The sequence below is a fragment of the Ralstonia sp. A12 genome, from assembly GCF_000801955.1.
GTDB lineage: Bacteria > Pseudomonadota > Gammaproteobacteria > Burkholderiales > Burkholderiaceae > Ralstonia.
In genome coordinates, this window is the sequence record NZ_JSZO01000014.1 from 224,012 (window position 1) to 248,418 (window position 24,407).

Sequence of the window (24,407 nt, forward strand, 5' to 3'; positions counted from 1 at the left end):
GCACCGTTGCCGCATGTCTTCGACAGCTACCTCGTCTTCATTTCCCCTCGTGCTGATGCAGCCGTTGCTGCTCGCGCTCAATCATCTGCTGCGCCAGGAACCCTGGGCGCAGGAAACGCTACGGCCGTTCGCGGGTCGCGCTGCGCGCTTTGATCTGGCCCCAGTCTCGGTGACGCTGCAGGTGGATGCAGCGGGTCTCGTGACGGCGCCGGAGGCGGGCGTGGAGCCGGCCGTGACCGTGGTGGTGCCGCTTGCTGCTGCGGCCAGCGACTACGCGACGGGTGGACAGGCCGCCGTGCTCAAGCACGTGCGCATCGAGGGCGAGGCTGAATTTGCCAACGTGCTCTCGACGCTGCTGCGCAACCTGCGCTGGGATGCGGCGGAAGACCTTTCGCGCGTGTTTGGCGATGTGATCGCGCAGCGCATGGTGAGTGGTGCCCAGGCTGCCCGCACCGAAGCGACGCGCGTCAGCCGCTCGCTGGCCGAGGCGGTGGCGTCGTACCTGACCGATGAACAACCCACGCTGGTGCGCCACGCACGCCTCGCACAATTCGCCGCCGACGTGGCCGCGCTGCGCGATGCGGAAGCGCGGCTCGCCAAACGCCTGGAGCGACTTGAGAAGCTCCAACGCCCGGCAACCTCCATCGCATCTTTGACCACCGGCCCGGGTGAATCGGCATGACGCGCTTCTTCCGGCTGGGCAAGATTGTTTTCGTCATCCTGTACTACGGGTTGGATCAGCTCGTGCTGTCGGGCTTCAAGAGCCGCCGTATCCGCGCGCTGGTGTGGCTGCTGACGCTGGGTCGCAAGCCCAAGCGCCCGCGTGGTGAGCGTCTGCGCCTCGCCCTTGAACAGCTCGGGCCCATCTTCGTGAAGTTCGGGCAGGTGCTATCAACGCGGCGCGATCTGCTGCCGCCCGATGTGGCTGATGAATTGGCCAAACTGCAGGATCGTGTGCCGCCGTTCGATCCGAAGGTGGCCGCTGCGATCGTCGAGAAGTCGCTGGGCAAGCCGCTGTCGGCGCTGTTCCATCGCTTTGACCACCATCCGGTGGCGAGCGCGTCGATTGCGCAGGTGCACTTCGCCACGCTGCGCGGCGGTCCGGACGACGGCCGCGAGGTCGCCGTGAAGGTGCTGCGTCCAGGCATGCTGCCCGTCATCGACAGCGACTTGGCGCTGATGCGTGATCTGGCCACGTGGATGGAAAAACTCTGGGCCGACGCCAAGCGCCTGAAGCCGCGCGAGGTGGTCGCCGAGTTCGACAAGTATCTGCACGACGAACTCGACCTGATGCGCGAGGCGGCCAACGCCAGCCAGCTGCGCCGCAATTTCGCCAAATCCGACCTGCTGCTGGTGCCCGAGGTCTTCTGGGACTGGTGTACCTCCGACGTGTTCGTGATGGAGCGCATGCACGGCATGCGCATCTCGCACACGGAGGAGCTACGGGCGGCCGGTGTCGATATGGGCAAGCTGGCGCGCGACGGCGTGGAGATCTTCTTCACGCAGGTCTTCCGCGATGGCTTCTTCCACGCCGACATGCACCCCGGCAACATCCTCGTGAGCGTGGCACCGGAGACGCTGGGTCGCTACATCGCACTGGATTTCGGCATCGTCGGGGCGCTGTCGGAGTTCGACAAGAACTACCTCGCGCAGAACTTCCTGGCGTTCTTCCAGCGCGATTACCACCGCGTGGCGGTGCTCCATATCGAATCCGGCTGGGCGCCGGAAGAGACGCGCGTGGAAGAGCTCGAAGGTGCCATCCGCGCGTGCTGCGAACCCTATTTCGACCGGCCGCTGGGCGAGATCTCGCTGGGGCTCGTGCTGATGCGTCTGTTCCAGACCTCGCGCCGCTTCAACGTAGAAGTGCAGCCGCAACTCGTGCTGCTGCAGAAGACGCTGTTGAACGTGGAAGGCCTGGGCCGCCAGCTCGATCCGGACCTGGACCTGTGGAAGACCGCCAAGCCCTTCCTCGAGCGCTGGATGCACGAGCAGATCGGCTGGCGCGGCCTTGTCGAACGCCTGAAGGTGGAAGCGCCGCAATGGGCGAACATGCTGCCGAACGTTCCGCGTCTCGTGCACCAGATTCTGGACCGCCATGCCAACAGCAACGGCAATGCCCAGACCGACGCATTGACCGCGCTGCTCGCCGAGCAACGGCGTACCAACCGGCTGCTTTCGGCTGCGTTGCTGTTCATTGGCGGGTTCTCGGTCGGCATCATCGCTACGCACGTGCTGGCGTGGCTGGCCCGTCATTGACGTCCTGATTGCCGCTCTGCTCATCCCTGCCATGACCGAACCGCCCGTCTTCCAATCCCGTGATGCCGCTGATCCCGCTTTCTGGGATGAGCGCTTCAGCCGCGACCACACACCTTGGGATGCGCACGGCGTGCCGGCCGCCTTCCGGCAATTCCTGGAAGCGCAGCCTGCGCCACTTTCCACATTGATCCCGGGCTGCGGCAATGCCTATGAGGCCGGTTGGCTGGCTGAGCGCGGCTGGCCTGTGACGGCGATCGACTTTGCGCCGAGCGCAGTCACGTCGGCCAAGGTCGTGCTGGGCCCCTATGCCAACGTGGTGGAGTTGGCGGATTTCTTCCGCTTTGCGCCGCACTGGCCGGTGCAGTGGATTTACGAGCGCGCGTTCCTCTGTGCAATGCCACGCCGGTTGTGGCCGGATTACGCTGCGCAGGTTGCGAAGCTGCTGCCGCCGGGTGGCTTGCTGGCGGGCTTCTTTGCCGTGGTGGAGGGCAGGGAGACATCGCCCAAGGGGCCGCCGTTCGAGACGACGCAGGCCGAACTGGACGCACTGCTGTCACCGGCTTTTGAGCGCATCAGCGACACGCCCATCGACGAGGCGGATTCGATCCCGGTGTTTGCCGGCCGCGAGCGTTGGCAGGTCTGGCGCCGCAGGGGCTGACGGATCCAGTACCCGGCCGCGGCCACTGTTGGTGCGAAGCAACATTGGCGGCGATCAACGAAAAGCCTGCGGACGCCCGTTGCGGGCCACTGCACAAAAATATGGCAAACGCGGCGGCATTCGTGGTCGCACCGATGCCCCGCCGGGGTGTCCCATCGCTATAATCCCGCCACTTCGCCCGGCGCCCGGCTTGGCCGCCAACGGGATTTCCTGCAATTCTTCCGCGCTGCCATGCTGATCTGGTTTGTCATTATTTACTGGGTGATTTCGGTCGGGATCGGCCTCTGGGCTGCGCTGCGTGTGCGCGATGCGGCCGATTTTGCGGTGGCCGGCCGCAGCTTGCCGTTTTATGTTGTGACCGCCACGGTGTTTGCCACCTGGTTCGGCTCCGAGGCCGTGCTCGGCATTCCTGCAGAATTTCTCAAGGACGGCCTGCACGGTGTGGTGGCCGATCCGTTCGGTTCGTCCCTGTGCCTGATCCTGGTGGGCTTGTTCTTCGCCAAGCCGCTGTACCGGATGAACCTGCTCACCATTGGTGACTTCTATCGCAACCGCTTTGGCCGTCTGGCTGAAACGCTGACCACCCTGTGCATCGTCGTGTCGTACCTGGGCTGGGTGGCGGCGCAGATCAAAGCGCTGGGCCTGGTGTTCTACACCGTGTCGGACGGCGGGGTCTCGCAGGACATGGGCATGATGATCGGCGCGGCCAGCGTGCTGGTCTACACGCTCTTCGGCGGCATGTGGTCGGTGGCCGTGACCGACTTCATCCAGATGATCATCATCGTGATCGGCATGCTGTACATCGGCTGGGAAGTCTCGGGCCAAGCCGGCGGTGTGGGCACGGTGGTGGCGCACGCGGCGGCTTCGGGCAAGTTCTCGTTCTGGCCGGCATTCAACCCGATCGAGATCATCGGCTTTGTGACCGCCTGGATCACCATGATGCTCGGCTCGATTCCGCAGCAGGACGTGTTCCAGCGCGTGACCTCGTCACGTACCGAGCGCATCGCTGGCACGGCTTCGATTCTGGGCGGCGTGCTGTACTTCATGTTCGCGTTCGTGCCGATGTTCCTGGCGTATTCCGCCACGCTGATCGACCCGGCCATGGTCGAGCAATACATGAAGACCGATTCGCAGCTCATCCTGCCCAACCTGGTGCTGCAGCATGCGCCGGTCTTTGCGCAGGTGATGTTCTTCGGCGCGCTGCTCTCCGCCATCAAGAGCTGCGCGAGCGCGACACTGCTGGCGCCGTCCGTCACCTTTGCTGAAAACGTGCTGCGCCCGCTGCTGCCGAACATGGACGACAAGCGCTTCCTGCGCGTGATGCAGGCGGTGGTGCTGGTCTTCACGGTGCTGGTGACGCTGTTTGCGCTGAACTCGCACCTGTCGATCTTCCACATGGTCGAGAGCGCCTACAAGGTGACGCTGGTGGCGGCCTTCGTGCCGCTGGCCTTCGGCCTGTTCTGGAAGCGCGCGACCAAGCAGGGCGGCCTGCTGGCCATCATCCTGGGTCTGGCCGCGTGGGTCTGGTGCGAAGTGTTCTTGCCGGATGCGGCGCTTCCGCCACAATTGGTCGGCCTGCTGGCCAGCCTGGGCGCGATGATCGTGGGCTCGCTCGGGCCGCAGTGGATCGAGAATCGCGCGCCGACCACCAAGGCCGCCACGCAAGCCTGATCCAGCGCCGCCGGCCAAGGGCCAATGAAATGCGCGGTGTGCCACATTGTGGCGCGCCGCCATCGCCCATGCTGCAACCTCGCGCAACCGCGGTCAGGAATCCCACTGAAAGGGTTTATAATTCAAGGCTTTGCGCGCCCGTGCTCGTCAAATGGACTTGCAACCGGCGCAGTTGCCCCGATCTTTCGCGAGCCTGTGCGCCTTTCTGCGCCGGAATGGCGGTTGGCGCGGGCATTTCAACCGTTTTCTCGAATTTCGTTTGTTCCAGGGTGAGGACACCATGCCGATCTATGCTTATCGATGCGACGCCTGCGGCCACGCCAAGGATGTGCTGCAGAAGATGAGCGACGCGCCGCTGACGGATTGCCCGGAGTGCGGCGCGCCGGCGTTCAAGAAGCAGCTCACCGCTGCCGGCTTCCAGCTCAAGGGTTCGGGCTGGTACGTGACGGATTTCCGCGGTGGCTCGGGCGGCACGTCGGCGGCCAGCACGGCAGCCAAGACGGATGCCGCTGCCCCTGCTGCTGCGCCAGCAACCTCGGCCGCTGCGTCCGACAGCGCGTCCACCGCCAGCGCCGCTCCGGCGGCTTCCGGTGGTTGTGGCTCGTCGTGCGCGTGCCACTGATCGCATCGCTTACGCCTCGGCCCACCGCCCCATGAAACAGAAAACCAGCGCACTCAAGACGTGGTTCCTGACCGGTCTTCTGGTGCTCGTCCCGCTTGCGATCACGCTGTGGGTGCTGTCGCTCATCATCGGCACGATGGACCAGAGCCTGGCGCTGCTGCCGTCGGCCTGGCAGCCCGATCGCCTGCTCGGCGTGAAGATCCCCGGCCTGGGCGCGATCCTGACGCTGCTGTTCATCCTGATCGTGGGCGTGTTTGCACACAACTTCATCGGTCAGAAACTGGTGACGTGGTGGGAAGCGGTGCTGGGCCGCATTCCCGTGGTCGGCCCGATTTATTCGAGCGTGAAGCAGGTGTCGGACACGCTGCTGTCGTCCAGTGGCAATGCGTTCCGCAAGGCGCTGCTGGTGCAGTACCCGCGCGAGGGCTCGTGGACGATCGCCTTCCTGACCGGCCGCCCCGGCGGTGACGTTGAGAACCACCTGCAGGGCGAGTACGTGAGCGTGTACGTGCCGACTACGCCGAACCCGACCTCGGGCTTCTTCCTGATGATGCCCAAGGCCGACACCATCGAGCTGGACATGACGGTGGATGCGGCGCTCAAGTACATCGTGTCGATGGGGGTGGTGGCGCCTGAAACGCTGCCGCGCCGCATGGACCCGCCTGATGCCTCGCCACATACGGAGGACCGGTTGCCGGCAGGAGGGTTGCAAGACCTGCCGCGCGACCCTTCGAATCCGACCGCGCTGCCTGATGCTGGCGGCGCCGTATCAGCTCCTTAAGTCTTATTCGGCCGGCAGCGCGAGTCACCCCTCCGGCCCCCACGATCAACTTTCTCGCGCGACGCCCTGTTGGCGGCGCGCTTCGCGGAAAACCACAACATGCAAATGCGTACTCAATACTGCGGTCAGGTCACCGAACAACTGCTCGGCCAGAGCGTCACCCTGTCGGGTTGGGCCCATCGCCGTCGCGACCACGGTGGCGTGATCTTCATCGACCTGCGTGACCGTGAAGGCCTGGTGCAGGTCGTGTGCGACCCGGACCGCCCGGAGATGTTCAAGGTGGCAGAAGGCGTGCGTAACGAGTTCTGCCTGCAGGTGAAGGGCCTCGTGCGCGCCCGTCCGGAAGGCACCACCAACGCCAACCTCGCCAGCGGCAAGATTGAAGTGCTGTGCCAAGAGCTGACGGTGCTCAATGCCTCCGTCACGCCGCCGTTCCAGCTGGATGACGACAACCTGTCGGAAACCACCCGCCTGACGCACCGCGTGCTGGACCTGCGCCGCCCGCAGATGCAATACAACCTGCGCCTGCGCTACAAGGTGGCGATGGAAGTGCGCAAGTACCTGGACGACAAGGGCTTCATCGACATCGAAACGCCGATGCTGACCAAGAGCACGCCGGAAGGTGCGCGCGATTACCTGGTGCCCTCGCGTGTGAACGCCGGCCAGTTCTTCGCGCTGCCGCAATCGCCGCAGCTCTTCAAGCAAATGCTGATGGTGTCGGGCTTCGACCGCTACTACCAGATCACCAAGTGCTTCCGCGACGAAGACCTGCGTGCTGACCGCCAGCCCGAATTCACCCAGATCGACTGCGAAACGTCGTTCCTGACCGAGCAGGAAATCCGCGACCTGTTTGAAGAAATGATCCGCACGGTGTTCAAGAACACCATGTCGGTCGAGCTGGATGCCAAGTTCCCGGTGATGGAGTTCCGCGAGGCGATGGCCCGCTTCGGTTCGGACAAGCCGGACCTGCGCGTGAAGCTGGAATTCACCGAGCTGACCGACGCCATGAAGGACGTCGACTTCAAGGTGTTCTCGGCTGCAGCCAACGCTGAAGGCGGCCGTGTGGTGGCGCTGCGCGTGCCGGGCGGTGCTGCCCTGTCGCGCGGCGATATCGACGCCTACGGCAAGTTCGTCGAAATCTACGGCGCCAAGGGCCTGGCTTGGATCAAGGTCAACGAAGTGGCCAAGGGCCGCGACGGCCTGCAATCGCCGATCGTGAAGAACCTGCACGACGCGGCCATCGCCGAGATCCTCAAGCGCAGCGCAGCGCAGGACGGCGACATCCTGTTCTTCGGCGCTGACCGCGCCAAGGTCGTGAACGATGCGATGGGTGCGCTGCGCCTGAAGATCGGTCACTCCGACTTCGCCAAGAGCAGCGGTCTGTTTGAAGACGTCTGGAAGCCGCTGTGGGTGGTGGACTTCCCGATGTTCGAGTACGACGAGGAAGACGCACGCTGGGTGGCCATGCACCACCCGTTCACGAGCCCGAAGGACGAGCACCTGGAATACCTGGAAACCGATCCGGGCAAGTGCATCGCCAAGGCCTACGACATGGTGCTGAACGGCTGGGAAATCGGCGGCGGCTCGGTGCGGATCTACCGCGAAGAAGTGCAGAGCAAGGTGTTCCGCGCCCTGAAGATCAACGACGAAGAGGCCCGTGCCAAGTTCGGCTTCCTGCTGGATGCGCTGCAATACGGTGCGCCCCCGCACGGCGGCATCGCCTTCGGCCTGGACCGCGTTGTCACGATGATGGCCGGCGCTGACTCGATCCGCGACGTGATCGCCTTCCCGAAGACGCAGCGTGCACAGGATCTGCTCACGCAGGCGCCGAGCCCGGTCGACGAGAAACAATTGCGCGAATTGCACATTCGTCTGCGCGCTGCCGAGGCAAAGGTGGCTGCACCGAACGCTGCAACGACGGCCTGACGTCACGCTTCACACGGCAAACACAAGCCGCGCCTACCCGAAAGGGTGGCGCGGTTTGTTTTTGGGCGTTTGTTTCGTGCGGGAACGCAACTTGCTGCACAAGGTCCCTTGGAGTTGTCACGCTGGGTGACAGCGAAGGAGGACCACCTTGAACGACCCCGTCGATTTCGTGCGCACCTGGGTGGTGGCGCACGCCGAATTTTTGCTGACCTGGCTGATTGCCGCGCTGATCATCATGACCTTGGCGTGGATCGAAATCCGCCGCGCCACCCGACGCGCCGCCATTGCCATGACCGAGGCCGTGGCGACAACCGTAGCGGCTTGCGTGCCTGAAATTGCCGCCGCCGCGCAAAGCGCACATTCGCCGCCCCCTGAGACTGCCGCCACCGCCACTCCCTCCACGCGTTTGGAGGCCGCGCTGCGCGAGCTGGGGACGCTGGCGGCAGACCGCATGCACTGGCTGCGTGGCATCGCCAACTTGCGCGTGCCCGATACGGCGTTGCCGCCTGCGGCACCTGAGGCGCCGGTCCATCCGCTGCTGTACGACACGCCGCGTTCGCTGGCCGAAAAGCACTTGGCCGCCGAGCGTTGCTTTGCCGAACACGCCCGCGCGCTGCTGGCCGAACGGCGCGTCTTGCAGGCGCTCGAAGCCGCTGAGTGCGAAGGTCGCGATGAGCTGCAGCGCATCGAGCGCGAAACCTCGGCCATTGTGGTGCGCTTTGAGCAGGCGAATGCGCAATCCGAGCAGACCGAGGTGCAGCGTTTCCTGATCCAGAAATTCAACGCGCTGGGCACGCGCGAGCGTGAGCTGACGGCACAAGTGAATGCGCTACGCCAGCAACGCACTGAACGCGCTGAAGCGCTGTGGGCGCGATCAGACTTTGCCGCCGCAGACTACGCCGCAATGCTCGATCCACTGCTGGCCGTCGCACGCCGCGAACTCGGCCACGAGACTGCAGCGGATGAGACCGTGCTGTGGCTCGCACGCACACGCACGGGTCAGGGCCCGTTGCGCGCGGCTTGATTGCCAGGGCATCGCGGCATTGCCGCGCGATGGCGATCATCACAATCAGGGCCATCCGGCTGCGGTAAGCTATCGGACTGCGACGCGTTCTGTCGCCCGCTGTAATCCGCCGCCAACATCGTCATGCCGCACAAGATTCCCGTTTCCGTTCTGGTCGTCATCCATACACCTGATCTGCATGTGCTGGTGATGGAGCGGGCGGATCACCCGGGCTTCTGGCAGTCCGTTACCGGCAGTTGCGACGCGCTCGACGAGCCGCTGGCCGAGACTGCCCGCCGCGAGGTGCAGGAGGAAACCGGCATCGACACGGGCCGGCATCACCTGATCGACTGGGGCCACCAGATCGAATACGAGATCTACCCGCGCTGGCGGCATCGCTACGCACCGGGTGTCACACGCAACACTGAGCATTGGTTCGGCCTGCTGGTGAGCGGCAAGGTGCCGGTGCGTTTGTCGCCGCGTGAGCATCTCCAGGCCGAATGGCTGCCTTACGAAGAGGCCGCCGCGCGCTGCTTCTCGCGCAGCAACGGTGAGGCCATCCTGCAACTGCCCGAGCGCCTGGCTGCATACACTGCCCGCCAGGCCGCGCTCGCGAAGGACAAGGCCTGACATGCTGCGTCTGCGCGTCGCCACGTACAACATCCACAAAGGCGTGACGGGGATTGCGCGGCGCGTGCGTGTGCATGATGTGCGGCAGGGTCTGCACACCATGGACGCAGACATCGTCTTCCTGCAGGAAGTGCAGGACCGCAATGACCGCCTCGTCGCCGCTGAGGTGTTCGACCCGAACTACACGCAACTGCGCTATCTGGCGACCGACGTGTACCCGCACAGCGTCTATGGCCGCAACGCCGTGTACGACCATGGGCACCACGGTAACGCCATCCTCTCGCGCTTCCCGATCCTGCTGTCGGAGAACCTGGACATTTCCGATCACCGCTTTGAGCAGCGCGGCCTGCTGCATGCGGTGACGGATCTCGGCTTCGGCGAGGTGCATCTCTTGTGCGCACACTTCGGCCTGTTCGCGCGCAGCCGGCAACGGCAGGCGGAAGCACTGATCGACCGCGTGCGCGCGGTGGTGCCGAAAGACGCGCCGCTCGTGGTGGCCGGTGATTTCAACGACTGGAACAACCGCCTCGACCGCATCATCTGCCAATCGCTGGGTGCCACGGAAGTGGCCGACAAGGCGGCCGATGCGCGGCCCGTGCGCACTTTCCCTAGCCACATGCCATGGCTGCGGCTGGATCGCATCTACGTGCGCGGGTTCGACATTGAACGCGCACACGCGCTGACCGGCCGTGAGTGGGCACAGCGCTCCGACCATGTGCCTCTGCTGGCGGAACTGGCGCGCCCATGAGGGTCGTGCGCGATGCGGGTCCGCTGCGTTCTGAGTGGCGGCGGGGCAAGCCCCTGCCAGGCAACGACGTCGACTTGCTGTGCGGCGGCGCGGAGTTCTTCCCCGCGCTGATCAGCGCCATCGACGGTGCACTACACCGCGTCGCGCTTGAGACCTACATCTACACCGATGACGCCACCGCACGTAGCGTGACCGAGGCGCTGGCACGCGCAGCGCAGCGTGGTGTGGAAGTCCACCTGACGGTCGATGGCTTTGGCACGGGTTCACTGCCTGCCGATATTGCTGCGCGGCTCGATGCGGTGGGTGTGCACTGGCGCGTGTATCGCCCTGTGCGCGGCTTCGCCCTGCAGCGCCGTTACCTGCGCCGGTTACACCGCAAGATCGCCATCGTCGACGACGAGGTCGCGTTCGTCGGCGGCATCAACATCATCGATGACGAGAACCACACGCCGCTGCACGATGCCACGCTCGGCGCGCGCTATGACTTTGCCATGCGTGTGCGCGGGCCGCTGGTTGCGCAGATCGTGCTGACCGTCGAGCGGCTCTGGTGGCAGATGGGGCTGCGTTCTGGTGTACGCGAGGTGGGTGTGACCGGCGTGGCAGCGGAGTTTCCGGTGATGACCGATACGCCCCGGCCGCGCCATCGCGGCGAGTCAGGCGCCGAGAGTGAGCGGGCGCCGGGCAGCGTGCTCGCCTCGCTGGTACTGCGCGACAACGTGCGCAACCGGCGTGCGATCGAGCGCGAGTATCTGCGTGCGCTCGGCACAGCGCGGCACGAGGTGATCATCGCCAATGCGTATTTCCTGCCGGGCGTGCGCTTCATGCGTGCGCTGGCGGCATGCCGGCAGCGTGGTGTGCGCGTGCGCATGCTGCTGCAAGGCCGCGTTGAGTATCCGCTGCAGCATTTCGCAACACGCTCGCTGTATCACATGCTGTTGCGCGACGGCGTGGAGATCCACGAATACACGGCCAGCTTTCTGCACGCGAAAGTGGCGGTGGTGGATGAGCGTTGGGCCACGGTCGGTTCCAGCAACATCGACCCGTTCAGTTTGTTGCTGGCGCGCGAGGCCAACGTTGTCGCGTGGGATGCCGAAGTTGCCAGCGAACTGCGCACAGCGCTGGAAGAGGCGATCGCCCACCACGCGCGTCCGGTGCTCGCAGACACCCATGCCGCGCGCCGCTGGTGGTGGCGCCTGGCCGACTGGTGTGCATATCGAGTGGTTCGGCTGGGCGTGGTCATCAGCGGACAAGCTGCGCAGTATTAGCGGCACGGTTGCACTGCAGCACATAGAACACAAAACAAAGACGGAGGAGACATGCACGTCATCACAGCAGACGAGGCCGCACAGTTGGTGCAGCCGGGGTGGACCGTGGCGTGTGCCGGGTTTGTCGGCGCAGGTCACGCGGAGGCCGTCACGCATGCGCTGGAGCGCCGTTTCCTGGCCACCGGCGAGCCGCGTGATCTCACGCTGGTCTACTCGGCGGGGCAGGGCGATCGCGCTACGCGTGGCGTCAACCACTTCGGTAATCCCGGCATGACGCGCTGCGTGGTGGGCGGCCACTGGCGCTCGGCAACGCGTCTGGCAGACCTGGCACTGGCCGAGCAGTGCGACGCGTTCAACCTGCCGCAAGGCGTGCTCACACATCTGTACCGCGCCATCGCGGGCGGCAAGCCGGGCGTGCTCACCAAAATTGGCCTGAACACCTTCGTTGATCCGCGCACCGAACTGGATGCGCGCTACCACGGCGGTGCCATCAACGCGCGCGCCAAGGCAGCGCGTGCGGCGGGCACTGCATCGTGGGTCGAGTTCGAGCGCTTTCGCGGTGAAGACTATTTGTTCTACCCAAGCTTCCCGTTGCACTGCGTTTTCCTGCGCGGCACGGCCGCCGACCCGCGCGGCAACATCAGCACGCATGAAGAAGCCTTCCACCATGAACTGCTGGCCATGGCGCAGGCTGCGCGGGCATCGGGCGGCATCGTCATCGCCCAGGTGCGGCGGCTGGTCGATCGGCATGACAACCTGCAGGCGATTCATGTACCCGGCATCCTGGTCGACTATGTGGTCGTTGCGGAAGATGAAGCCGAACATCAGATGACCTTCGGCGAGGCATTCAACCCGACCTATATCCGCCCCTGGCAAGGCGAAGCGATTCAGTTGAAGGCAGACGCGCTTGAGGCGAGCGAGGTGCTGGAGGCCAACCTGTACGGAGCGCTCGATGCACGCACGCTGGTGCAGCGCCGGGCCGTGCTGGAGCTGATGGCGCAGCAACCGCGCGTGGTGAACCTGGGCGTGGGCATGCCGGCCGCCGTGGGTGCGCTGGCCGAGCAGGAGGGTGCACGTGGCTTTACGCTCACCGTGGAGGCCGGTCCAATCGGCGGCACACCGGCAGACGGTTTGAGCTTCGGCGCATCTGCGTATCCCGAAGCGGTGGTCGACCAGCCCGCGCAATTCGATTTCTACGAAGGTGGCGGCATTGATCTCGCCATCCTCGGCCTCGCGGAGCTGGACGGCCAGGGTAACGTCAACGTGAGCCTGTTCGGCGAGGGCAACGACACCATCGTCGCGGGCGTAGGTGGTTTCATCAACATCACGCAGAGCGCACGCTCGATCGTATTCATGGGCACGCTCACCGCCGGCGGCCTGCAGGTCGAAGCCGAGGACGGGAAGCTGCGCATCGTGCGCGAAGGCCGGCTCAAGAAGATCGTGCCGGCCGTCTCGCACCTCACGTTCAATGGCGACTACGCGGCGCGCTCGGGCATTCCCGTGCGCTACGTGACCGAGCGCGCCGTCTTCGAGATGCGCGACGATGGTTGCGGCGGCCGCCGTCTCACGCTTACCGAAATCGCCCCCGGCATCGACCTGCAGCGCGATGTGCTTGACCAGTGCGCCGCAGAGGTTGCCGTGGCACCGGATCTGCGTGAAATGGACGCCCGCATCTTCCGCCGCGGTCCCATGTGCGCAGGCACCGCGCCGGCGTGATTTCGCACCGTTTTATTTACTGACGGGTAGCACTAGAAAATCGGCCGAACATGCTGCGCCGCACGAGTTCTATGGATGCGGCGCACACCCCGCAAAGTCTTTTACCAAAAGGGTTTTCGGGATTCTCGCTGCGCCGCGGAAGACGCTTCTGCCGCGTCTCCATTTAGATGCCGCTTTCTAATAAAACACTTGCCGCTATACAGGCCCCTGTAAATAATTGAACGACCGTTCGATTTTGGGCTAGAGTGTTTCCGCAGGCTGGTTTACAGTCCTGCCCGGCACGCGAAAGGCGCCTTGCAAAGCGCTGATTTTTAAGCGTGTCATGCCCTAGAAAAGAACGGAGAGAAATCATCATGCGTCACCCGACCGCTCGTCTCGAATCGAATCACGCTGCAGCCACGCCGATGCGCAAGGGCGAGCTGACGCGTGCAGCGATTCTCGATGCCGCGCTGGAACTGGCCTCGCGCGACGGACTGGAAGGGTTGACGATCGGTGTGCTCGCGGAGCGCATGCAGATGAGCAAGAGCGGGGTGTTCGCGCACTTCGGCTCGCGTGAGGATCTGCAGGTGGAAGTGGTTCGCGAGTATCACAAACGGTTCGAGCAGGAAGTCTTCTACCCGAGCTTGACGGAACCGCGCGGTCTGCCGCGCCTGTGGAGCATGGTGCGACGCTGGATGGAACGTCGCATTCAGGAAGTGACCACGGGCTGCATCTACATCAGCGGTGCGGTGGAGTACGACGATCGTGCCGAAAGCCCGGTGCGCGACGAACTCGTCAAGAGCGTGACGATCTGGCGGGCAGCATTGGCCCGCGCGATCGAGCAGGCAAAGGAAGAAGGCCACCTGCGTGCAGAAGTGGACCCGCAGTTGATGCTCTTCGAGATGTACGGCCTGGAACTGGGCCTGCACCACGATGCGCGTTTCCTGCGGTTGCCGAACAGCGCCGAGCTGGCCATGGTGGCGCTTAACAAACTCATTCAGTCTTACCGAACCTGACGCGGCATTGCACACCTAGCGGGTCGCGCAGTACACACCAAGGAGTTGCAAGATGGGTCAATACACCGCACCGCTGCGTGACATGCAGTTTGTTCTCCACGAACTTCTCGGCGTGGAGGACCACCTGAAGCAGATGCCGCAGCACGCGGAGATCGATGCCGACACCATCAACCAGGTGATCGAGGAAGCCGGCAAGTTCTGCTCGGAAGTCATCTTCCCGATCAACCAGTCCGGCGATCGCGAGGGCTGCACGTACCACGGCGACGGCGTGGTGACCGCACCCAAGGGCTTCAAGGAAGCGTACCAACAGTATGTCGAAGGTGGCTGGCCCGCACTGGGCTGCGATCCGGAATACGGCGGCCAAGGCCTGCCCATCCTGATCAACAACGCCGTGTACGAGATGCTGAACTCGGCCAACCAGGCGTGGACGATGTACCCGGGCCTGTCGCATGGCGCGTACGAAGCCCTGCACGCGCACGGCACCGATGAGTTGAAGCAACGCTACCTGCCCAAGCTGGTCTCGGGTGTGTGGACCGGCACGATGTGTCTGACCGAGCCGCATTGCGGCACCGACCTCGGCATGCTGCGCTCCAAGGCTGAGCCGCTGGCCGATGGTTCGTACGCCATCACCGGCACGAAGATCTTCATTTCGGCAGGCGAGCATGACCTGTCGGAAAACATTCTCCACCTGGTGCTGGCGCGTCTGCCGGACGCACCGGGCGGCACCAAGGGCATCTCGCTGTTCGTGGTGCCGAAGTTCATCCCCGATGCCAGCGGCAACCCGGGCGAGCGCAATACCGTGGCGTGCGGTGCCATCGAGCACAAGATGGGCATTCACGGCAACGCCACCTGCGTGATCAACCTGGACGGCGCCCGCGGCTGGATGGTCGGCGAACCGAACAAGGGCCTGAACGCCATGTTCGTGATGATGAACGCCGCCCGCCTGGGCGTCGGCATGCAGAGCCTGGGCCTGACCGAAGTCGCGTACCAGAACTCGGCCGCCTACGCCAAGGAACGCCTGCAGATGCGCAGCCTGTCTGGCCCGAAGGCACCGGACAAGCCGGCCGACCCGATCATCGTCCACCCGGACGTGCGCCGCATGCTGCTGACGCAGCGTGCCTTTGCTGAAGGCGGCCGCGCATTCAGCTACTGGATCGCCCTGCAGATCGACAACGAACTGTCGCACTCGGATGAATCCGTGCGCAAGGATGCGGGCGATCTGGTCGCGCTGCTGACCCCGATCGCTAAGGCCTTCCTGAGCGACAACGCGTTCATCTCCACCAACGAAGGCATGCAAGTCTTCGGCGGCCACGGCTACATCGCCGAGTGGGGCATGGAGCAGTACGTGCGCGACGCCCGCATCAACATGATCTACGAAGGCACGAACACCGTGCAGTCGCTGGACCTGCTGGGCCGCAAGATCCTGGGCGACATGGGCGCCAAGATGAAGAAGTTCGGCAAGCTGGTGCAGGACTTTGTTGAGGCCGAAGGCACCAACGAGGCCATGCAGGAGTTTGTCAACCCGCTGGCCGACATCGGTGACAAGGTCCAGAAGCTGACCATGGAAATCGGCATGAAGGCCATGGCCAACCCGGACGAAGTGGGCGCTGCTGCTGTGCCGTACCTGCGTGTTGTCGGCCACCTGGTGTTCTCGTACTTCTGGGCCCGCATGGCAAAGATCGCCCTGGAAAAGCAAGACAGCGGCGACACCTTCTACAAAGTCAAGCTGGCGACGGCGCGTTTCTACTTCGCCAAGCTGCTGCCTGAAACGGCTTCGCAGATCCGCATGGCACGTGCAGGCGGCGCGACGCTGATGGCACTCGAAGCCGACCTGTTCTAAGGAAACCTGCCCACGATCCTACTGCGCGGCTCGATCTTGGCGCTGCGATGCTCGCCGTACTCATGTACGGCTGCGCTTCTCCCGCCAACCTCGAACCGCTCGCTACGGATCGTGAACAGGTTTCAACGCCTCTCTCTGTTGCTCCCGCTTGTGCGGGAGTGACAACTCCTCTTCATTCCGCGAGGACACTATGACCCGCACCGAACTCCCCGTCGCCCAGCCGCAAGCTGGCGCGCGTTCCAATTTCCTCGTCCGGCGCGTTGCAGTGCTGGGCGCTGGCGTGATGGGCGCGCAGATTGCCGCGCACCTGATCAACGCCAAGGTTCCCGTTACGCTGTTCGATCTTCCGGCCAAGGAAGGCCCGAAGAGCGGCATCGCGCTCAAGGCCATCGAAAACCTGAAGAAGCTGTCGCCGGCGCCGCTGGGCATCAAGGATGACGCTAACCTGATCCAGGCCGCCAACTACGAAGACGACATCGAAAAGCTGCGCGAATGCGACCTCGTGATCGAAGCGATTGCCGAGCGCATGGACTGGAAGCACGACCTGTACAAGAAGGTCGCGCCGCACATCGCTCCGCACGCGATCTTCGCGTCGAACACGTCGGGCCTGTCGATCACCGAACTGTCGGATGGCTTTGACGCCGAGTTGAAGTCGCGCTTCTGCGGCGTGCACTTCTTCAACCCGCCGCGCTACATGCACCTGGTCGAGCTGATCCCGACCGCGCACACGCGCGGCGACATCCTCGACAAGCTGGAAACGTTCCTCACCTCCGCGCTCGGCAAGGGCGTGGTGCGGGCGAAGGACACGCCCAACTTCATCGCCAACCGCGTGGGTATCTTCTCGATCCTGGCGGTGTTTGCGGAATCGGACAAGTACGGCATTCCGTTCGACGTGGTGGATGACCTGACGGGCTCGAAGCTGGGTCGCGCCAAGTCGGCCACGTTCCGCACGGCAGACGTCGTTGGCCTGGATACGATGGCGCACGTCATCAAGACGATGCAGGACAACCTGACGGACGATCCGTTCGCCCCGGTTTATGCCACGCCGCCCGTGCTGGCCAAGCTGGTGGAAGCAGGTGCCCTGGGTCAGAAGACCGGCGCTGGCTTCTACAAGAAGGAAGGCAAGGAAATCAAGGTGCTGGACCCGCAAAGCGGCCAGTACGGCCCGAGCGGCAAGAAGGCTGATGACATCGTCGTGCGCATCCTGAAGAAGGAGCCGGCCGAGCGTCTGAAGCTGCTGCGTGAATCGACCAACCCGCAGGCGCAGTTCCTGTGGGCGGTGTTCCGCGACGTGTTCCACTACATCGCCGTGTACCTGGAGCAGATTGCCGACACCGCTGCGGAAGTCGATCTGGCGATCCGCTGGGGCTTTGGCTGGAACAGCGGCCCGTTCGAAGACTGGCAAGAAGCCGGCTGGAAGCAGGTGGCCGAGTGGGTGAAGGAAGACATCGAAGCCGGCAAGGCGCTGTCGAACGCAGCGCTGCCGCAGTGGGTGTTCTCGGGCCCGGTGGCAGACAACGGCGGTGTGCATTCGGCGCAAGGTTCGTGGTCGGCTAATCAAGGCACGTTCCTGTCGCGTAGCACGCTGCCGGTGTATGGCCGTCAGGTGTTCCGCGCGCCGATCAAGGGCGCGACCACGGTTAACCCGCTCACGTATGGCAAGACCATCGAAGAGACCGATGCCGTGCGCATCTGGGTGGACGACGCTGCGGGTCAGGACGACGTGCTGGTCGTCTCGTTCAAGAGCAAGATGAACACGATCGGCCCGAGCGTCATCGATGGCCTTACGCGCGCTGTCGACCTGGCCGAAGCCGGCTACAAGGGTCTGGTGGTGTGGCAGCCGACGTCGCTCAAGCTGGGCGCGCCGGGTGGTCCGTTCTCCGCCGGTGCAAACCTGGAAGAGGCCATGCCGGCCTTCATGATGGGCGGCGCCAAGGGCATTGAGCCGTTCGTGAAGAAGTTCCAGGACGGCATGATGCGTGTGAAGTACGCCGGTGTGCCGGTCGTGTCGGCTGCGTCGGGCATTGCGCTGGGCGGCGGCTGCGAGCTGATGCTGCACTCGGCCAAGCGTGTGGCTGCGCTGGAAACGTACATGGGTCTGGTGGAAGTGGGCGTGGGCCTGGTGCCGGCCGGCGGTGGCTTGAAGGAAGCCGCACTGGCAGCCGCCAAGGCCGCACAGGCTGCAGGCAGCACCAACATCCTGCAATTCCTGACCAACCGCTTCCAGGCAGCAGCCATGGCCAAGGTATCGTCTTCCGCGCTGGATGCGCAGAAGATCGGCTACCTGCAGCCGACCGACACCATCGTCTTCAACGTGCACGAACTGCTGCACGTGGCGCGCAACGAAGTGCGTGCGCTGTCCGACTCGGGCTATCGCGCGCCGCTGCGTCCGGTGGCCATTCCGGTGGCGGGCCGCTCGGGTATCGCCACGATCAAGGCGTCGCTGGTGAACATGCGTGATGGTGGCTTCATCTCGCAGCACGACTTCACGATCGCTGCGCGCATCGCTGAAGCCGTGTGCGGCGGTGATGTGGAAGCCGGCGCGCTGGTGGACGAAGAATGGCTGCTGGCGCTGGAGCGCAAGGCCTTCGTGGATCTGCTCGGTAGCGCCAAGACCCAGGAACGCATCATGGGCATGCTGCAGACCGGCAAGCCGGTGCGTAACTAATCGCCGCTGCATGACGGAAACGAGAACAGGAATTTCATCATGACCAAGCAACTGCAAGACGCCTACATCGTCGCCGCGACCCGTTCCCCGATCGGCAAGGCGCCCAAGGGCACGCTCAAGAACCTGCGCCCGGACGATCTGCTGGCGACCATCCTCAAGAGCGCCGTCGCCCAGGTGCCGAACCTGGACCCGGCGCTGATCGAAGACGCCATCGTCGGCTGCGCGATTCCGGAAGCGCAGCAGGGCCTGAACGTGGCGCGTATCGGCGCGCTCCTGGCCGGCCTGCCGAACACCGTGGGCGGCGTGACCGTCAACCGCTTCTGCGCCTCGGGCCTGACCGCCGTGGCCATGGCCGCTGACCGCATCCGTGTGGGTGAATCCGACGTGATGATTGCCGCCGGTGTCGAATCGATGAGCATGGTGCCGATGATGGGCAACTCGCCGTCGATGTCGCCGGACATCTTTACGCGTGACGAGAACATTGGCATCGCCTACGGCATGGGCCTGACCGCCGAGAAGGTCGCCCAGCAGTGGAAGATCTCGCGCGAGGCGCAGGACGCCTTCTCGCTGGCGTCGCATCAGAAGGCACTGGCTGCGCAACAAGCCGGTGAGTTCAAGGACGAGATCACCCCGATCGAGATCATCGAGAAGTTCCCGAACCTGGGTACGGGTGCGATCGACCTGAAAACGCGCACGCTGTCGCTGGACGAAGGCCCGCGTGCCGATACGTCGCTCGAAGGGCTGGGCAAGCTGCGCGCCGTGTTCGCCAACAAGGGCAGTGTGACGGCAGGCAACAGCTCGCAGACGTCGGACGGCTCGGGTGCGTTGATCCTGGTGTCGGAAAAGATCCTCAAGCAGTTCAACCTGGTGCCGCTGGCGCGCTTCGTGTCGTTTGCGGTGCGCGGTGTACCGCCGGAAATCATGGGGATTGGCCCGAAGGAAGCGATTCCTGCGGCGTTGAAGGCCGGTGGCCTGACGCAAGATCAGATCGACTGGATCGAGTTGAACGAAGCGTTTGCTGCACAGTCGCTGGCCGTGATTCAGGACCTGGGCCTGGACACCAGCAAGATCAACCCGCTGGGCGGTGCGATCGCGCTGGGCCACCCGCTGGGCGCCACGGGTGCCGTCCGCGCGGCCACCGTCGTGCACGGCCTGCGCCGTCGCAACCTGAAGTACGGCATGGTGACGATGTGCGTTGGCACCGGCATGGGCGCCGCAGGCATTTTCGAACGCATGTGACCCCACGCGAGGGGGAGGCTTAGGGCCTTCCCCTCGCTTGCTTTTCGCCTGTCTCACACCGCATGATTGCGCAGGCGCGCGCAGTAGTACACGACAATGCGCGCCGAAGAAGAACGCGGCCGGCGCCCAGCCGGCATCGCCATAGAAGCGGAGCCACGATTCCGCGCAAGAGGAGACACACCACCGGGTCACCGGCGGTGCACCAAGAGGAGGGCGCGATGGGTGACACAATCGTGTTGACGGACGCGGCATGCGACATGCCACGCTCGATGATCGATCAGCTGGGTTTGGGCGTGGTGCCGTTCCGCATTCGTGCGGGCGAACTGTTTGTGGAAGACCGGCGCGACGAAGAGGCGCTTCCGCAGCTCTACCGAAAGTATCTCGTCGACAAGCAAGACCACTATGCCGAGTCGATCCCACTGCTCGAACGCGAGATCGAGGACTACCTGCTCAAGCACGTGGTCACGCAGCACGACCGTGCCTTGCTGCTGACGATTGCCAGCTCGCGCAGCCATTTCTACAGCCATGCCACCGGTGCGGTGGTGGGCACCACGGCCAAGAGTTTCAAGCCGCGCAAGGATGCCGGCCGCTCGGGTCTGTTCGAGTTGACGGTGGTGGACACCGGCGCCATCGGCCCCGGCCAGGCGCTGATGGTGCACGAGGCTGCCCGCATGCTGCGCGAAGGCGCCGAGGTGCGCGACGTGGTCAACGTGATCGAGAATCGCCTGCGCGATGCCTCGCACGTCTACCTCGTGCCCGACGAACTGCTGTACATGTACACGCGCGCCAAGCAGAAGGGCGAGAAGAGCATCACCTGGGGCCGCTACATGATGGGCACGGCGTTCAATGTGCGCCCGCTCATCCATATGCACCGTGGCGAGACCGAAGCCATCGCCAAGGTGCGCGGCTCTGATGAGGGTATCCGCCGCTTGCTCGCGCATGTCGAAACCATGATCACCGAGGAGCGTCTGGCCACGCCCGTGGTGGCGATCACCTATTCCGGTTCGCTCGACACCGTGCGCCGCATGGAGCCGGTGCAAGCGTTGATGCGGACCGCACAGGATCACGGCGTGGAAGTGCTGCTTGCGCCGATGAGCCTGACCGTGGCGTTGAACGTTGGGGCCAACGCGTTCTCCGTCGGTTATCTATCTGATTCACCCGTGCCTATCTAGCGGCACAGGTTTCACCCTGGAGACTTCATGTCGATTCGTACCGAGACCGCAGACGGCATCCTTACGCTGACCTTTGACCGTCTGGACCGCAAGAACGCCATCACCGCCGCGATGTACCAGACGCTGGCGGATGCACTTGTGGCCGCTGAGACCGATCCCGCCATCCGCGTGATTGTGCTGGCGGGTCATGAGAGCGTGTTCACGGCCGGCAACGATCTCGAAGACTTCATGAAGAACCCGCCCAAGGACGAGAGCGCCCCGGTGCACCAGTTCCTCAGGGCGATCAGCGCGGCGACCAAGCCATTGATCGCATCGGTGAGCGGCGCGGCCGTTGGCGTGGGTACGACCATGCTGCTGCATTGCGACCTCGTGTATGCATCCGAGACGGCCAAGCTGTCGATGCCGTTCGCGCAATTGGGCCTGTGCCCGGAAGCCGCATCGAGCCTGCTGTTGCCGCAGTTGGCTGGCTACCACCGCGCGGCTGACAAGCTGCTCTTCGGCGAGCCGTTCGATGCAAACGAGGCCCGCGAGCTGGGCTTGGTGAACCGCGTGTTGCCGGCAGGCGAGCTGGATGCCTTCGTGCGCACGCAGGCGCGCAAGCTGACGTTGCTGCCGCCCGCATCGCTGCGCGCCACCAAGCGCCTGATGAAGGAAGGCGCCACGCCGCAGATCGCCGAGCGCATGTCGGTGGAAGGCAAGCAATTTGGTGAGATGCTGCGCGCGCCGGAAGCCCGCGAAGCCTTCACCGCGTTCTTCGAGAAGCGCCGCCCGGACTTTTCCAAGTTCAACTGAACGATCCTTTCTCGCAAAAAAAACCCGGCCTAGGCCGGGTTTTTTGTTGGGCGCTGCTAGTTCAGAGCGGCGGCAGTTCGCGTGGCTTACGGCTCTCGTCGGTGGCGACGTAGGTGAGCGTCGCTTCCGTCACCTTGACGGTGGCGTGGCGGCCATTGGCGTGCATGCGCTGCGCATAGACCTCGACATCCACGGTGATGGAGGTGCGTCCGGTCTTGGCCACCTCGGCATAGAAGCTCACGAGATCGCCCACGTACACCGGCTGCTTGAAGATGAACGAGTTGACCGCAATCGTGGCCACGCGCCCGTTGGCGCGCACCACCGCCGGAATCGACCCGGCAATGTCGACCTGCGACATGATCCAGCCGCCAAACACGTCACCGTGCACGTTGGCGTCGGACGGCATCGGCATGACGCGCACGGCGGGTTGCTTGCCGGCGGGCAGCTTGACGATCTCAGTGGAGGCTTGGGTGTCGGACATGATGATGCAGGGCAGCATTGAAGCGGAGGGACCGGGGTGCGGGGCGCACACAGGTGATCGGTGGGAGAATACACAATCCGCTATTTTATTGCACCGCACATGCGCCGCTACCCCGCCTCTTCCGAACCGCCTCCGCCTGGGGCCAACCGTGGCGACTGGCGCACCATCAAGAGCCTGCTGCCGTATCTGTGGGCATACAAGTGGCGCGTCGGGTTTGCGCTGTCGTTTCTGATCGCTGCCAAGGTGGCCAACCTGGGCGTGCCGATGGTCATGAAGCGGCTGATCGATTCGATGAACGTGTCGCCGTCAGATCCGCGCGCGCTGCTGGTCGTGCCGGTGGGCATCATCATCGGCTATGGGTTGCTGCGGTTGTCGACGTCGCTGTTCTCCGAACTGCGTGAAATCCTCTTCGCCAAGGTGACAGAGAGTTCCGTGCGCACGCTTGCGCTGCAGGTGTTCCGGCATCTGCATGCGCTGTCGCTGCGTTTTCACCTGGAGCGCCAGACCGGCGGCATGAGCCGCGACATCGAGCGTGGCACGCGCGGCATCCAGTCGCTCATCTCGTATTCGCTGTACAGCATCCTGCCGACACTGGTGGAGGTCGGCCTCGTCATCACATACTTCTTCGTGAAGTACGACGTGTGGTTCGCGCTCATCACGTTCTGCGCGCTCGTCAGCTACATCGTCTTTACGGTGACGGTGACGAACTGGCGCACGCACTTCCGCCGCAAGATGAACGAGTTGGATTCGCGTGCCAACCAGAAGGCGATCGACTCGCTGCTGAACTTCGAGACGGTCAAGTACTTCGGCAACGAAGAATACGAAGCGCGCCGCTACGACGAAAACCTGCAGAAGTACCGCTCCGCCGCCATCCGCTCGCAGAATTCGCTGTCGGTGCTGAACTTCGGCCAGCAGGTGATCGTGGCCACGGCGCTCATCCTGATCCTGTATCGCGCCACGCAGGGTGTGGCGGCCGGGCACATGACGCTGGGCGACCTTGTGCTGGTCAACACGCTGATGCTACAGATCTACATTCCGCTCAATTTCCTGGGCGTGATCTACCGCGAGCTGAAGCAGGCCGTGACCGACATGGACCGCATGTTCCACCTGCTGCAGACCAACCGCGAGGTGGCCGACAAGCCGGACGCGCAGCCGCTGGCCGTGCACGCCGGTGAGGTCCGTTTCGCGCATGTGGACTTCAGCTACGAGGCCAAGCGCCAGATCCTGTTCGATGTTGACTTCACGATTCCCGCCGGTACGACCACGGCGGTCGTCGGACAAAGTGGTTCGGGCAAATCGACACTCGCGCGTTTGCTGTTCCGCTTCTATGACGTGAAGTCTGGCGCCATCCAGATCGACGGACAGGACCTGCGCGATGTCACTCAATCGAGCGTGCGTGCGGCCATCGGCATCGTTCCGCAAGACACGGTGCTCTTCAACGACAGCATCTACTACAACATCGCCTACGGTCGCCCTGAAGCGACGCGTGAAGAGGTGATCGAAGCCGCGCGCGCCGCGCAGATCCACAGCTTTGTCGAGTCGCTGCCCGATGGCTACGATACGCAAGTGGGCGAGCGTGGGTTGAAGCTCTCCGGCGGTGAGAAGCAGCGCGTGGCGATCGCACGTACGTTGCTCAAGCGTCCGCCGATCCTCCTCTTTGACGAAGCCACGTCCGCACTGGACTCTCGTACCGAGCACGCCATTCAGGAAGAGCTGATGGGCCTGGCGCAGAACCACACAACGCTGGTCATTGCGCACCGGTTGTCCACCATCGTGCGGGCGCACCAGATTCTGGTAATGGAGCACGGCCACATCATCGAGCGTGGCACACACGAATCGTTGCTGCGTGCCGATGGCCGTTACGCGCAGATGTGGCGCATGCAGGCACGCGAGCCGGAGCGTGTGGCAGAAGAAGCAGAAGACGCAGAGAACGCATAAGCAGGT

20 protein-coding genes are annotated in these 24,407 nt (G+C 64.1%); 19 read left to right on the forward strand and 1 reads right to left on the reverse strand.

Going from position 1 to position 24,407, the window contains the following annotated elements; translation table 11 throughout:
• Positions 1 to 13 precede the first annotated feature (13 nt).
• From PI87_RS18045 to PI87_RS18130, 18 genes are all read left to right on the forward strand, one after another.
• The gene (locus PI87_RS18045) at positions 14 to 682 is read left to right on the forward strand and encodes a ubiquinone biosynthesis accessory factor UbiJ (RefSeq protein ID WP_039599095.1); all 669 of its coding nucleotides are present in this window, start codon (positions 14 to 16) and stop codon (positions 680 to 682) included.
• Entirely contained in the window at positions 679 to 2,256 is a 1,578-nt protein-coding gene (gene ubiB / locus PI87_RS18050) for a ubiquinone biosynthesis regulatory protein kinase UbiB (protein WP_039599096.1), read from the forward strand. Before PI87_RS18045 ends, ubiB begins: the two co-directional genes overlap by 4 nt.
• A gap of 31 nt (positions 2,257 to 2,287) precedes the next feature.
• Positions 2,288 to 2,914, forward strand: coding sequence for an SAM-dependent methyltransferase (locus tag PI87_RS18055; RefSeq protein ID WP_039599097.1), 627 nt, complete (start codon positions 2,288 to 2,290; stop codon positions 2,912 to 2,914).
• 231 nt (positions 2,915 to 3,145) lie between these two features.
• On the forward strand, positions 3,146 to 4,585 hold the full coding sequence (locus PI87_RS18060; RefSeq protein WP_039599098.1) for a sodium:solute symporter family protein: 1,440 nt from the start codon (positions 3,146 to 3,148) through the stop codon (positions 4,583 to 4,585).
• A 280-nt stretch (positions 4,586 to 4,865) separates the two neighbouring features.
• Entirely contained in the window at positions 4,866 to 5,207 is a 342-nt protein-coding gene (locus PI87_RS18065) for an FmdB family zinc ribbon protein (RefSeq protein WP_039599193.1), read from the forward strand.
• Between the two features lie 31 nt (positions 5,208 to 5,238).
• Positions 5,239 to 5,988: a DUF502 domain-containing protein gene (locus PI87_RS18070; RefSeq protein ID WP_039599099.1), complete on the forward strand. Its 750-nt coding sequence runs from the start codon at positions 5,239 to 5,241 to the stop codon at positions 5,986 to 5,988.
• 99 nt (positions 5,989 to 6,087) lie between these two features.
• Positions 6,088 to 7,914: an aspartate--tRNA ligase gene (aspS, locus tag PI87_RS18075; protein WP_052321595.1), complete on the forward strand. Its 1,827-nt coding sequence runs from the start codon at positions 6,088 to 6,090 to the stop codon at positions 7,912 to 7,914.
• Positions 7,915 to 8,062: 148 nt separating this feature from the next.
• Positions 8,063 to 8,938, forward strand: a complete 876-nt coding sequence (locus PI87_RS18080) for a hypothetical protein (RefSeq protein WP_039599101.1) — start codon at positions 8,063 to 8,065, stop codon at positions 8,936 to 8,938.
• A gap of 123 nt (positions 8,939 to 9,061) precedes the next feature.
• Positions 9,062 to 9,547: a dihydroneopterin triphosphate diphosphatase gene (gene nudB / locus PI87_RS18085; protein WP_039599102.1), complete on the forward strand. Its 486-nt coding sequence runs from the start codon at positions 9,062 to 9,064 to the stop codon at positions 9,545 to 9,547.
• 1 nt (position 9,548) lies between these two features.
• The gene (locus PI87_RS18090) at positions 9,549 to 10,295 is read left to right on the forward strand and encodes an endonuclease/exonuclease/phosphatase family protein (protein WP_039599103.1); all 747 of its coding nucleotides are present in this window, start codon (positions 9,549 to 9,551) and stop codon (positions 10,293 to 10,295) included.
• A complete protein-coding gene (gene clsB / locus PI87_RS18095) occupies positions 10,292 to 11,560 on the forward strand; it encodes a cardiolipin synthase ClsB (RefSeq protein WP_039599104.1) in 1,269 nt (422 codons plus the stop codon). Before PI87_RS18090 ends, clsB begins: the two co-directional genes overlap by 4 nt.
• Positions 11,561 to 11,611: 51 nt before the next feature.
• Entirely contained in the window at positions 11,612 to 13,276 is a 1,665-nt protein-coding gene (locus tag PI87_RS18100; protein ID WP_039599105.1) for an acyl CoA:acetate/3-ketoacid CoA transferase, read from the forward strand.
• 404 nt (positions 13,277 to 13,680) lie between these two features.
• Positions 13,681 to 14,271 carry a TetR/AcrR family transcriptional regulator gene (locus PI87_RS18105; protein ID WP_039599106.1) on the forward strand — a complete coding sequence of 197 codons (591 nt, stop codon included), beginning with the start codon at positions 13,681 to 13,683 and terminating at the stop codon, positions 14,269 to 14,271.
• Positions 14,272 to 14,323: 52 nt separating this feature from the next.
• Entirely contained in the window at positions 14,324 to 16,111 is a 1,788-nt protein-coding gene (locus PI87_RS18110; RefSeq protein ID WP_039599107.1) for an acyl-CoA dehydrogenase C-terminal domain-containing protein, read from the forward strand.
• A 190-nt stretch (positions 16,112 to 16,301) separates the two neighbouring features.
• Positions 16,302 to 18,779 carry a 3-hydroxyacyl-CoA dehydrogenase/enoyl-CoA hydratase family protein gene (locus PI87_RS18115; RefSeq protein ID WP_052321587.1) on the forward strand — a complete coding sequence of 826 codons (2,478 nt, stop codon included), beginning with the start codon at positions 16,302 to 16,304 and terminating at the stop codon, positions 18,777 to 18,779.
• Positions 18,780 to 18,818: 39 nt separating this feature from the next.
• A complete protein-coding gene (locus tag PI87_RS18120; RefSeq protein WP_039599108.1) occupies positions 18,819 to 20,018 on the forward strand; it encodes an acetyl-CoA C-acyltransferase in 1,200 nt (399 codons plus the stop codon).
• Between the two features lie 218 nt (positions 20,019 to 20,236).
• Positions 20,237 to 21,190 carry a DegV family protein gene (locus PI87_RS18125; RefSeq protein WP_039599109.1) on the forward strand — a complete coding sequence of 318 codons (954 nt, stop codon included), beginning with the start codon at positions 20,237 to 20,239 and terminating at the stop codon, positions 21,188 to 21,190.
• 27 nt (positions 21,191 to 21,217) lie between these two features.
• Positions 21,218 to 21,982, forward strand: a complete 765-nt coding sequence (locus tag PI87_RS18130) for an enoyl-CoA hydratase (protein ID WP_039599110.1) — start codon at positions 21,218 to 21,220, stop codon at positions 21,980 to 21,982.
• A gap of 61 nt (positions 21,983 to 22,043) precedes the next feature.
• Here the strand turns inward: PI87_RS18130 and PI87_RS18135 are convergent, their stop codons facing one another.
• Positions 22,044 to 22,481, reverse strand: coding sequence for an acyl-CoA thioesterase (locus PI87_RS18135; protein ID WP_039599111.1), 438 nt, complete (start codon positions 22,479 to 22,481; stop codon positions 22,044 to 22,046).
• Between the two features lie 81 nt (positions 22,482 to 22,562).
• Here PI87_RS18135 and PI87_RS18140 point away from each other — a divergent pair, with 81 nt between their 5' ends.
• Positions 22,563 to 24,401: an ABCB family ABC transporter ATP-binding protein/permease gene (locus tag PI87_RS18140; RefSeq protein WP_039599112.1), complete on the forward strand. Its 1,839-nt coding sequence runs from the start codon at positions 22,563 to 22,565 to the stop codon at positions 24,399 to 24,401.
• Positions 24,402 to 24,407: the final 6 nt, after the last annotated feature.

Coding starts and splice junctions, on each gene's coding strand:
- PI87_RS18105 (WP_039599106.1), top strand. CDS start 13,681: ATGCGCAAGGGCGAGCTGACGCGTGCAGCGATTCTCGATGCCGCGCTG.
- PI87_RS18065 (WP_039599193.1), top strand. CDS start 4,866: ATGCCGATCTATGCTTATCGATGCGACGCCTGCGGCCACGCCAAGGAT.
- nudB (WP_039599102.1), top strand. CDS start 9,062: ATGCCGCACAAGATTCCCGTTTCCGTTCTGGTCGTCATCCATACACCT.
- PI87_RS18090 (WP_039599103.1), top strand. CDS start 9,549: ATGCTGCGTCTGCGCGTCGCCACGTACAACATCCACAAAGGCGTGACG.
- PI87_RS18135 (WP_039599111.1), bottom strand. CDS start 22,481: ATGCTGCCCTGCATCATCATGTCCGACACCCAAGCCTCCACTGAGATC.
- PI87_RS18125 (WP_039599109.1), top strand. CDS start 20,237: ATGGGTGACACAATCGTGTTGACGGACGCGGCATGCGACATGCCACGC.
- PI87_RS18060 (WP_039599098.1), top strand. CDS start 3,146: ATGCTGATCTGGTTTGTCATTATTTACTGGGTGATTTCGGTCGGGATC.
- ubiB (WP_039599096.1), top strand. CDS start 679: ATGACGCGCTTCTTCCGGCTGGGCAAGATTGTTTTCGTCATCCTGTAC.
- PI87_RS18070 (WP_039599099.1), top strand. CDS start 5,239: ATGAAACAGAAAACCAGCGCACTCAAGACGTGGTTCCTGACCGGTCTT.
- PI87_RS18120 (WP_039599108.1), top strand. CDS start 18,819: ATGACCAAGCAACTGCAAGACGCCTACATCGTCGCCGCGACCCGTTCC.
- PI87_RS18140 (WP_039599112.1), top strand. CDS start 22,563: ATGCGCCGCTACCCCGCCTCTTCCGAACCGCCTCCGCCTGGGGCCAAC.
- PI87_RS18115 (WP_052321587.1), top strand. CDS start 16,302: ATGACCCGCACCGAACTCCCCGTCGCCCAGCCGCAAGCTGGCGCGCGT.
- aspS (WP_052321595.1), top strand. CDS start 6,088: ATGCAAATGCGTACTCAATACTGCGGTCAGGTCACCGAACAACTGCTC.
- PI87_RS18055 (WP_039599097.1), top strand. CDS start 2,288: ATGACCGAACCGCCCGTCTTCCAATCCCGTGATGCCGCTGATCCCGCT.
- PI87_RS18100 (WP_039599105.1), top strand. CDS start 11,612: ATGCACGTCATCACAGCAGACGAGGCCGCACAGTTGGTGCAGCCGGGG.
- PI87_RS18110 (WP_039599107.1), top strand. CDS start 14,324: ATGGGTCAATACACCGCACCGCTGCGTGACATGCAGTTTGTTCTCCAC.
- PI87_RS18045 (WP_039599095.1), top strand. CDS start 14: ATGTCTTCGACAGCTACCTCGTCTTCATTTCCCCTCGTGCTGATGCAG.
- clsB (WP_039599104.1), top strand. CDS start 10,292: ATGAGGGTCGTGCGCGATGCGGGTCCGCTGCGTTCTGAGTGGCGGCGG.
- PI87_RS18130 (WP_039599110.1), top strand. CDS start 21,218: ATGTCGATTCGTACCGAGACCGCAGACGGCATCCTTACGCTGACCTTT.